9 protein-coding genes are annotated in these 10,921 nt (G+C 45.3%); 4 read left to right on the top strand and 5 right to left on the bottom strand.

Going from position 1 to position 10,921, the window contains the following annotated elements; translation table 11 throughout:
- Positions 1 to 5: 5 nt before the first annotated feature.
- From MHB49_RS14515 to MHB49_RS14505, 3 genes are all read right to left on the bottom strand, one after another.
- The gene (locus MHB49_RS14515; RefSeq protein ID WP_405156595.1) at positions 6 to 1,715 is read right to left on the bottom strand and encodes a TerB N-terminal domain-containing protein; all 1,710 of its coding nucleotides are present in this window, start codon (positions 1,713 to 1,715) and stop codon (positions 6 to 8) included.
- A 150-nt stretch (positions 1,716 to 1,865) separates the two neighbouring features.
- On the bottom strand, positions 1,866 to 4,373 hold the full coding sequence (locus MHB49_RS14510) for a diguanylate cyclase domain-containing protein (protein WP_405156594.1): 2,508 nt from the start codon (positions 4,371 to 4,373) through the stop codon (positions 1,866 to 1,868).
- A gap of 78 nt (positions 4,374 to 4,451) precedes the next feature.
- Positions 4,452 to 5,057 carry a biliverdin-producing heme oxygenase gene (locus MHB49_RS14505; protein ID WP_405156593.1) on the bottom strand — a complete coding sequence of 202 codons (606 nt, stop codon included), beginning with the start codon at positions 5,055 to 5,057 and terminating at the stop codon, positions 4,452 to 4,454.
- Positions 5,058 to 5,470: 413 nt separating this feature from the next.
- Between MHB49_RS14505 and MHB49_RS14500 the strand changes: the two genes are divergently transcribed.
- From MHB49_RS14500 to MHB49_RS14485, 4 genes are all read left to right on the top strand, one after another.
- A complete protein-coding gene (locus tag MHB49_RS14500) occupies positions 5,471 to 6,268 on the top strand; it encodes a Nif3-like dinuclear metal center hexameric protein (protein WP_405156592.1) in 798 nt (265 codons plus the stop codon).
- Positions 6,269 to 6,436: 168 nt separating this feature from the next.
- Complete coding sequence (locus tag MHB49_RS14495) at positions 6,437 to 6,862, top strand: DMT family transporter (RefSeq protein ID WP_024633836.1); 426 nt, start codon at positions 6,437 to 6,439, stop codon at positions 6,860 to 6,862.
- Positions 6,863 to 6,896: 34 nt separating this feature from the next.
- Positions 6,897 to 7,595: a Crp/Fnr family transcriptional regulator gene (locus MHB49_RS14490; RefSeq protein WP_405156591.1), complete on the top strand. Its 699-nt coding sequence runs from the start codon at positions 6,897 to 6,899 to the stop codon at positions 7,593 to 7,595.
- 17 nt (positions 7,596 to 7,612) lie between these two features.
- Positions 7,613 to 8,098 (top strand): DMT family transporter, encoded by a 486-nt coding sequence (locus MHB49_RS14485; protein WP_405157138.1) that lies wholly within the window; start codon positions 7,613 to 7,615, stop codon positions 8,096 to 8,098.
- Between the two features lie 87 nt (positions 8,099 to 8,185).
- Here the strand turns inward: MHB49_RS14485 and MHB49_RS14480 are convergent, their stop codons facing one another.
- Positions 8,186 to 8,902: a YebC/PmpR family DNA-binding transcriptional regulator gene (locus MHB49_RS14480; RefSeq protein WP_247903147.1), complete on the bottom strand. Its 717-nt coding sequence runs from the start codon at positions 8,900 to 8,902 to the stop codon at positions 8,186 to 8,188.
- 265 nt (positions 8,903 to 9,167) lie between these two features.
- On the bottom strand, positions 9,168 to 10,889 hold the full coding sequence (gene cysI, locus MHB49_RS14475) for an assimilatory sulfite reductase (NADPH) hemoprotein subunit (protein WP_405156590.1): 1,722 nt from the start codon (positions 10,887 to 10,889) through the stop codon (positions 9,168 to 9,170).
- Positions 10,890 to 10,921 lie beyond the last annotated feature (32 nt).

The raw sequence follows: 10,921 nt of genomic DNA, 5'->3' as shown, positions 1-10,921 counted from the left end.
CCCAATCACCTCTTCACATGTTCAAACACATTCATATAATCCGAAACTATACGATCACCATCAATCAAAAGATCACCAATCGTTTCCATGGCCATATCATTAATTTCATCCAACAACAGTGCAGGCATCGTTCCATATTGTTCAGCTACCCGCATCAGCTCCGTATCCGGGTTTACACCTAACAAGGCATAAATGGCCTGTACATGCTGCGGAGAAAGCTGCCCTGAGAATTCTGTCCATTCTTCATCCAGATCAGCAAAAACGGTTTCCTCCCATTGCAGGGTTGATGACTCTGAATCTCCGCTTCCTTGTCCTCGGTCAGAATTAATCGCCTTCTCACCATCGACCTTCAGTTGGCTAGAGTACGTATCATCTTCACTTTGGGCTTCATCAACTGAGTTCTGGATGATCACATGGCCTTGACTGTCCGTATCTTGTTCAATCTCTGCCAAGGTTTCTAATCCATCCCATCTGTTGCTCACATCGGTCGCATGATTTACATTCCCATCTTCAGGAACTTGCTCGTCCTCGATCATGAGTGCTCTTCGCACATATTCGCTTTCCTGCTGCAGTGCTGCAAGTTTCTCCGCATCAATTCGGACTATCGCTTGCTCTACCACTGGCATTTGTTCGGCTGCGAAGGCCTTGTCCAGATAACGTTCAATCACATTCGCAAACTCAGGTTCAAGGGTTTTTCCACGAAGCCGCCCTCTGAAACCGAGCAGTTCACGGCATTTATTTTCCGTGCATCGAAAAACTCGGGTTACAAACTGGACAAAATCGGCATGCTCTCCAATCGGAACATACGTCATTTGAACCGATTTTCCATAAATGGAATCGTCATATACCGCTTTTCGAAACAACGTACGTTCGATAGTCCTTTCATGAATTAGCTCAAACTGATCCAAGATGCCTGCCTTGCGTGTACGCAGCAGATAAGAATCCACCAATGCCATGACCCGGGGGATGTACTGTTCCAAAACTTGCTTGCCGCCATCCCTGTAAAATTTGCTGAGTGTAATATCGTAGTCATAATATCTTTGTAATAACTTCAGCGAGATATCCGATACATTGCTGCTCAACAGCCGCTGCAATTCCATATCCAGAATCTCCGGTGGCAGATATCCACTCGAAAGCTCCACCATCTCGGATAATGACATGTTCAACTCATGTACCAGATCATAATCAAGAATCCATTCCTGCATGTACACATCCAACTGTGGAAGCCGTTCACGATAGTTCATCCATAGCTGTTTTAATTGGTCGTAACCTTCCAGTGGTTTCTGCCAACCAATTCCATTTATCAGCTCATAAATATGAATGAACAGATAGGATAGATCGGTATCAGGAAAACGTCCTTGTCTGACTTCCGTCCTCCAATACATATACCACTTGCGTTGGGCTTCGTTCATTACACCATAAGTCGGCCAATAACTCATAAAAGGAACCCAGGGGACCTGTTCCCCTTCCACTTCAATGAGTTGTCTTGCTTCCTCCACAAACCTTTTCTCCGAAGACAATATGCCGCCAGGCAATTTTATATCAAAATCAGCACGCACAATCGTTGTGCGATCAGGAACCGGGACTGCCGCTGTGATAGGCTCTTCGCTAAGATCTATCTCCATAAACTCCAGTTGTCTTGAATCCTCTTTCATTGAATTCCGTTTCACCGTCCTCCACGTGGGAATACGAACAAGTGTATCCATATTCATCATTATAACACTTGTCCTGGGCCTGTGGTGATGAAAATAATACTTTCCTCTTTAATAGAAAAAAGAAAGGCATTCAAACTGATATCCAGTTTAAATGCCTTCCCTTTATAGCGTTTGTTTCATCCTTTACAGCAAGGTTAGTTCAACCTCATATCAAACCACGATGGCCCGATTTTTCCCGTCACTCTTGGCTTGAGTTAGGGCCTGACAGGCTTTCTCAATTAAATTCGACATCAGTAGGGTCTCTTCCGGAACCATTACCGCACCACCAACGCTAACCGTGACCACTTCACTTGGACTGGACAGATCCCTCTGAATTTGAAGTGCAAGCACATGTTGTCTAATTTCTTCGGCAAGCTTCGCTGAACGCTCCGATGTTGCATTCTTCAGTTTCAGCATGAAGGTTCCTCCCCGAAGGCGTGAGATGACGGCATCATTCTGTTCACTAACTACCGTCAGCACTTCCCCAATCCACTGCAGGCACAGATCTCCACCTTGAAGTCCATATGATACATTGTATGAACGGAAATCATCGATATCTATAATAAACAGTCCCAAACTGCATTTCTCCTGTAAACATTCATTCCAATCATCCTGAAGCTGGGATTGGAAGATGGTCTGAAGCGGCATTTCTGTTAACGGATCTGTATTGAGATAGTTCTGGAGCTGACTGGTTGTCTCCGTATAATGATCTTGATCGTGATGGGATGCCCCGCTGTTCAGAAGGACCATCACTGACGGTTTGCCTGCATGTGTAACAGAAGCCAGTGTAATCTCAAGCAATAAAGACGTGCCAGTTGCTGTGGTGAAATATGCCTGGTTGGTAAACAGACGAGTGTTGTTAAGCTTCAGTTCCTGCAGGTTTTGCTGCAAAACCGTTCTCGTCTTATCAGGAATAAATTCCCTGAAATCCTTGCCGATAAGATTTTTAGAGTTTTCAAAGCCGAGCAGGTCTGCTGCCTTGTTATTGCAATAAATAATGAACCCATCCGTCAACGTAAAAAAGGCCACTGGAGAAAACTCCATCAATTGCAAGTAACGCTGCTCATTTTGCCGCAAAACACGTGCATTCTGCAAGGCCTGTTCTTCCGCCTGAACCAGTTGATTTTCCGTCTGACGGCGTACGATGCTTTTGAGCAGTGGCAGAACATTCAGCTCCTTCGTTGTCCAAGGATAGGAGGTAGATTGTACGACCTCTCTCCATTTCTCGAAGGATTTCCGGGGAGACAGACGCATGCCATCATCGGTTTTGATCACTGCTTTGGCTGGATCACCTGCCCAATCCACGAGCTGAACGACCTCAGGTCGGAACCAGATGATGTAATGATGCTGCCCAGGGGATATGGCAACATAAACAATGCCTGAGGCTTTTTCCTTGTAAGCTTGGGCAGGATCATACTCTAAACTCAGCTTGGAGCTATGATAACTGTAATCTTCCGACTTGCCTGCCAACCATGCGGCCAATTCCCTTACTTGCTCTCTTGCTGGCGTATCACCATATAACAACAGCTTGTCCTGATAACAGATCGCAGCTCCCGAAGCATCCATAAGACTCAGTAAGGTCTGCTCTTCGCCCTGCAATTCCTCAATAATCCTCGCCGGACTTGTATTTCCAATAAAAATATTTGCAATTTGGGTAGCTGCTTCACGAGACTGAATCTCGGCTTGATATTCATCCAGCTGCTGACGTTGAAACAGTTCACTTGAGAAGAAAGAGCCCAAGAAGTTACACAAGTTCCGAACACGATGAGGTACATATCGAGCTGAATAGTGATGACATGTAATCAGGCCCCACAGCTGGTTGTCATGGATTAGAGAGATGGTTACGGTCGCACCAACACCCATGTTCTGTAAATACTCAATGTGCAAAGGGGATACACTCCGCAGAACCGACAAGCTCAGATTAAGCGGTTTGCCCGTCAAAGGTTGAAGCAAGGGAACGATCTCGACAGGTGTATAATTCACGTTCACGATGGTGCGCAACCAATTTCGCAAGTACAATTCCCGTGCCTGTTTGGGGATATCTGACGCTGGATAATGGTGCCCGAGAAACGGTTCGAGCTCTTCCTCACGCGCTTCTGCGATGACCTTCCCATTCCATTGTTCGTCAAATTCATAGATCATGACCCGATCATAACCTAGCATTTCTTTCACTTGCTCGGCTGCAATCTGACTCGCTTCCACACGATTATCAGTACTTTTAAGTCGGCTAAAGAAGCTGGAAATCCACTCAAAATCATTAACTTCCATATTTCCTTTTTCATAGGAAGGCTCCATTTCCAAAATTAACAGGCCTTCACTTTCATGAATGACAGAAGTGAAGACCTTAGCATGTCCCGATACGGCAACCGTGAGATCCATATATTGCAGGTCTGATGTTACAGATGCACTGAAGGTGCGTGCCAGTACCTGCCTGATATTATCCTTGCCAATCAGATGTTCGAGTGGAAGGCCCAACACCTCTTGCGTAGTAAGACCGAGATGTTCTTCTGTATTTTGGCTGCATTGTACAATAGTCGGTATATTGTTGGTGGTTACAGCCAAGAGCACACCATGAGGTTGAATGAAGCCGGGGATATGAATGGGTTCCTTATCGCAATTGTTTATATCAATTGGATCATTGGTGTACGTACCCTGATTAAGCAATGTACGGTTAAGCATATTATTTTCTTTCCTGGACTTCGATTCGGGCATAGCCTGAAAAATCCCCTCTCATGATGTGATAACTCTTATTTCAACTTACAGATCATCTGTATTTGTATTGATCCATTGATCAAGTAATCGGAACGTTTCCGAAGCTGTGTGCACCATCATGTCGTGATCTTCTTCCGCCGTGATGGATTGACGCAGTAGTTCCGTGAACTCCGCCCATCTTGTTCTAGTCTCCGTACCATAGGCATTAAAATATTCCAATCCCCGATCTGCTTCAATCGGCAGGAACTGAGACAAACGTTTGGTCATGATCTGGCCTCCGTTCGTCGATCCTTCAATGACATATAAATAACCGAACAACCTTGCTGGTGTCGAGATATCCGGAAGATCCTTACATAAAGGAACTTGGCCAATTTGCTCTTCACTGGCGCCAAGATTCCGCAAATCATTTTCAAGCAATTTCGCTTTTCCTCTAATCTCGAAATCCAGTCCCGTACTTTCCCAGAAAGGCTGCTGTACAGCCTGATCTTCTAATGGTTTCAGAAAACCGTAGAATTTCTCCAGATATTTCTTATACTTTTCTAAGCTAACGGTTTGATTCATAATAGCCTTGGCATAATCGTTCTGTTCCACTTGTCTGTGATAATGAGCTGTCTCACTCTTCAGACGTTCCATAATGGTACTGGCTGTCATGTAATCATCACCCTTCATATCGGATCTCTTCATCAGAATTAAGACTTATACTTAACTGTATGTTCAGTGTAGGTTTAAATGGATACTCCATTAATCTAGATAAAGATTCTATGTAAGTATACTTTTTCTTGATCCAGAAAACTATATGAATCCAGTATCGTTGCATCTTGAGTCGTTTTTACGGTGTTACACTAACCAGCTTCCTATGATCGAGTTCACTTCTCTTTTCAAAATAGAAAAAAACGGCCACTTTGATATTTACCAGAAGCCCATTGATATGAATCTGTGAATTGAATCGGAGTTGTCGTGTGTCTTCTTTCTTTCAATCGTAAAAAGCACATATCATAATGCTGTACATCCATCAACATGATAAACTGGGCATATCCTATCCTGTCATTGGAGGAATACCGCATATGAAAATAACCATTCAACATGTTATAAACCATCTCACGGCCAAGATTGAACTACCGGAAAACACCGTGGATCTACTGATTACGGGTTCTCCCAATCAAATGGTCAAAGGCATCTTTGTAACTTTTATGCCTACACAACATGTGATTGAGCATGCCATACAACGTGGAGCTAATCTGATTATCGCTCATGAGCCGCCCTTCTATAACCATCATAGCCATACCGATTGGCTGGCTAATGATCCGGTCTATGAAACCAAGAGAAGGCTGATCGAGAACGGCGGAATTGCGATCTATCGCTGCCATGATGCCATTCACCGCTTTCAGCCGGATGGCATTACGGAAGGATTGGTTCAGGCACTGGGGTGGTCATCATCTGTAGAACACAGCAAACCGGAAGCTGACATTCTGTCCTTTCCGGAAGGAATGACAGTCCAGCTTATTGCGGAACATATTAAACATTCGCTTGGGATCGAATATGTACGCCTAACTGGTGATCCCAAGATGGTATGCAATCGTGCAGCGATTTTGGTTGGATTTCGAGGCAACGGCAATCTGACCATTCCTCTGCTTCAACAGGAAGAGCTGGATCTGATTATCGCAGGTGAAGGTTTCGAATGGGAGACACCGGAGTACATACGTGATGCTGTACAACAAGGGAAACACAAGGCTCTTATCATGATTGGCCATGCAGAGAGTGAGGCTTCCGGGATGAAGCATCTGTCTGAAAAATTGGCTAGAGCTTTCCCGGAATTGCCAGTGCATTATGTTGGTGAGCAACCGGTGTTTCAAGTATTGTGATGTTCAGAATAACGAGCCATCCTGGGTTCTATCTGGATTTTGCAGAGGGTTTATCGTACTCTAAATGCTATGACTTCTGAGCTGAGGACATTTGTCCTTGGCTTTTTGAGTGAAAATATCATTTAATAGAATTCGAAGAAGTAATGACGCGACAAGGAGAGTACAACCATGAGAGGAATTATTTTTGCACTTTTAGGTGGTGCATGCATTACCCTGCAAGGGGTTGCCAATACCCGAATCAGTACGGACATGGGCACCTGGCAAGCTGCAACCATTACACAACTCACCGGGTTCATATTAGCGGCTCTAATCCTGGTGTTTGTTCGTGATATTAACTTGCAAGGATTGAAACAAGTGAAGCCCATGTACCTGGCAGGAGGCGCGTTTGGTGCAGTGATTATTTTCAGCGAAGTCACGGCTATCCAGCAAATTGGGGTAACTTTTACGATCTCAGCCCTGTTGATTGCACAGCTGTTCCTGACCTTTCTCGTCGACAGTAACGGATGGTTCGGTGTCGTGAAGCAAAAAATGAAACTACCGCAATTTCTGGGTATCGCATTAATGGTTACGGGCGTTATTATTATGAAGCTGTAGCTGATCGAGTATAAAGTCGGGGGTGAAATACATTATGGAAGAATTCACAAATGAGCATCAATTGCTGCACTATTTAAAACAGTATCAACTCGAATCGGTATTTCACGAGCCCCTGCGTCCGCATATGACGTTATGCCACTTCGAGAAGTGCGAATTGATCTGCCGCGAAGGTGAAATATCCGAATATTTATATGTGCTGGTTGAGGGAAAAGTCAAAATTTTCACAACCTCACCACAGGATAAAACACTCGTTCTTTGCTTCAAAACACCGCTTGAGGTGGTTGGTGATATCGAGTACGTTCGGGAGAGTAACATTGTGAACACCGTACAGGCTGTCTCTCCTGTCGTGATGCTGCGCATTCATTATCAATGGTTAGCTGAACTTGCCAGCGATTACGCACCCCTGTTGAAATTTCTGCTCAAAATTATTTCCCACAAGTTTTACATTGATTCGAACTTCTCCAACTTCAACCTGATGTATCCGGTCGAGGTTCGATTAGCCAGCTATCTGCTCTCCATCTCTACCGAAGAAGCGGGGACTGTGGTCCACGAAGAACTGGACGCCTTTAATTTGACAGATATCGCGAATCTGATCGGTACGAGCTATCGGCATTTGAATCGGGTGATTCAGAAACTGTGTGCAGAGGGATTAATTATGCGGGATCAGGGGTTTATTATGGTCAAAGATCGGGCAGGTCTGGCAGAAGTGGCGGGGCACAACATCTATGAATAAGGAGAGCTACATCTATGATCATTACAGGTATATTGCTTGCGTTACTGGCAGGTTCTCTTGTCAGTCTGCAAACCATCTTTAATAGTAAAGTAAATGAACGTACCGGCTCGTGGTCCACAACAACGATGGTGCTTTTCACTGGATTCATTGCATCGTTTCTGATTTCTCTGTTGGTGGAGGGCAAAAATACATTCAGCTTCCAACATATGCAGCCCTGGTATTGGCTTAGCGGAGCCATCGGTGTTGGGGTGGTCTTCTGTCTCGTTCAGGCCATGAAGCTGCTCGGTCCCACCTTTGCGATCTCCATCGTACTTACATCCCAGTTAAGTTTCGCCTTACTGTTTGATTCCATGGGGTGGCTTGGATTGGAGCAGATTCCATTCTCGTGGAACCAGCTTCTCGGGGTTCTCGTCATCGTAGGTGGTATCGTGTTGTTCAAGTTTGGCGGAAGCCAGTCAGCAAAATCGAAAAAGTCTCCTGGCAAATTGCAATCCGATTCATAGGAGAGCAATAAAAAAGAGTGTCTGTCCAATCCATTTGATTGGCTAGACACTCTTTTTGGCAATCGAACCACGTATCGTGTAATTCGCTTATACAAACTCTACGTTATGGTACACTTGCTGAACATCTTCCAGGTCTTCAAGCGCATCAATCAGCTTCTCGAACTGGGCTTGTGCGTCCTCTGGAAGTTCAATATGGTTTTGCGCCAGCATCGTCAGCTCGGCTACGGTAAATTCAGTTACACCCGCCGCTTTGAACGCTTCTTGTACGGCGTGGAATTGATCCGGCTCTGCGTAAACGATAACGGATTCATCTTCATCCACAATATCACGTACATCGACATCCGCTTCAAGCATAATTTCAAGTACTTCTTCTGAGTTTTTACCTTCGACCCCGATTACCGCTGTAGGATCAAACATATATGCAACGGAACCGCTCACTCCCATATTACCCGCGTTTTTGTTAAATGCGGAGCGTACTTCCGGTGCAGTACGGTTTACATTATTGGTGAGGGCATCCACGATAACCATGGCACCATTTGGCCCGAATCCTTCATAACGCAGTTCTTCATAATTCTCGTCCCCGCTGCCTTTTGCCTTTTCCATGGCACGGTCAATGATCGCTTTGGGTACGTTATACGTTTTGGCACGTTCCAGCACGACTTTCAGTGCACGGTTCGCTTCCGGGTCCGGTTCGCCCTTTTTGGCAGCTACATAAATCTCAACACCGAATTTAGCATAGACACGGCTTGTATTTGCATCTTTTGAAGCTTTTTTTTCTTTAATATTATTCCACTTACGACCCATATCGTTTCCGCTCACTTTCAACATATAATCTGCTTTCTACTTTGTCATTATATCTTGTTGGGCGTACTTCAACAAGTTTAGACTCACGAAAAAATGGTAAAAGGCCAGTAGATTCAACCTTCCCGAATGGAGGGTTAAGTCTCGATTATCCTTTAATCGACGTCTGCGCACCATCTGCATACACTTCTGTTCTTTGAATGTAATGACATAGAAACGCCAAAGAAGCTATTCCCTAAGGAATGCTTCTCTGCGCGAATTCATCTAATTAAGCATGAAACTGCTGACCATCCAGCACTTCAGGCACATAACCGGCACGAATGACGAAATCTCCAAAATGCTCACCATCAAGGCGCTCTTTGGCATATTGATTCACCATTGGAGTCAATGTATCCAAAATTTCGGCTTCGCCAATATTTTCTTTGTACAATTTGTTCAAGCGGTGCCCGGTAAAACTTCCACCGAGGTACATATTGTATTTTCCCGGAGCTTTGCCGATAAACGAAATCTCGGCCAGCATCGGTCTCGCGCAGCCGTTCGGGCAGCCCGTCATACGAATAACAATCTCTTCGTCTCTGAGACCCGCTTCGTCTAGTACAGGCTCGAGCTTGTCGATCAGTGATGGCAGATATCGTTCGGATTCCGCCATGGCAAGACCACAAGTCGGAAGCGCCACACAAGCCATAGAACTTCTGCGAAGCGCCGAGTAATGCGCACCATCGGTCAGATTGTATTGCTCAATCAGTGCCTCAATTTTTTTCTTCTTCTGGCTGCTGATGTTACCGATAATGAGATTCTGATTCGCTGTCAGACGAAAATCTCCGGTATGGACTTTGGCAATTTCACGTAGACCTGTCATGAGCGGATAACCGTCCACATCCTTCACACGTCCATTTTGAATGAACAAGGTATAGTGCCATCTGCCGTTGCTGCCTTTCACCCAACCGTAACGATCTCCATTATGGTCAAAATGGAACTCGCGCGCCGTATCCAGCTTCCAGCCGAGACGACTTGTCAGTTCTTCCACGAACCAGGCGAGGCCACGATCATCGATTGTATATTTGAAACGGGCATGTTTACGCACTGCACGATCCCCATAATCACGCTGAATCATAACCGTTTTCTCAGCAACATCAATCATTTGCTCCGGTGTACAGAAACCAATGACCTTGGACACTTGAGGATACGTCTTTGGATCACCATGCGACATCCCCATACCACCGCCGACAGAAACGTTAAAACCTTGCAGCTTGCCATTCTCTACAATTGCGATAAAGCCAAGATCCTGCGAAAACACATCTACATCATTGGATGGCGGAACTGCAATCCCGATTTTGAACTTACGCGGCAAATACACTTTGCCGTAGATCGGTTCTACCTCTTCATCCGTGTCCTGCGAGTCGATAATTTTCTCTCCATCCAGCCACAGCTCATGATAGGCACGTGTGCGTGGATCAAGATGATTACTCACCTGACATGCCCATTCATACACTTCAGCATGAATATCCGATTGATCCGGATTCGGGTTGCACATGACGTTTCGGTTGACGTCACCGCACGCAGCGAGGGTGCTGAGCAACGAATCGTTCACTTCACGAATGGTATTTTTGAGGTTCCATTTAAGTACTCCATGGAGTTGAAAAGACTGGCGTGTCGTCAGACGAATGGTTTCATTCGCATATTTATGCGCCACACGATCCATCATCAACCACTGTTCTGGTGTAACAATCCCTCCGGAAGCACGCACACGCAACATGAATTGATAAGCAGGCTCCAGCTTGGATTTATTCCGTTCATTACGCAGATCACGGTCGTCTTGCATATAACTTCCGTGATGTTTCATCAGACGGTTATCGTCCTCGGGAATCGAACCACTGATCCGATCCGCCAGCGTTTCAGTCAGACTTCCGCGCAAGTAGTCACTTTTGATCTTTATATCTTCCACATCGCTGTTTGTGCGCTGCGGGTTAAGCAAGTTATTATAAGCCATGCTGCTTTCTCCTCTCGTCTCTCCGGGATGCC

The organism is Paenibacillus sp. FSL K6-0108 (genome assembly GCF_045040695.1).
Lineage (GTDB): Bacteria > Bacillota > Bacilli > Paenibacillales > Paenibacillaceae > Paenibacillus > Paenibacillus pabuli_B.
The sequence above is the reverse complement of the archived record's forward strand: the minus strand, read 5'-3'. Positions and strand labels throughout refer to the sequence as shown.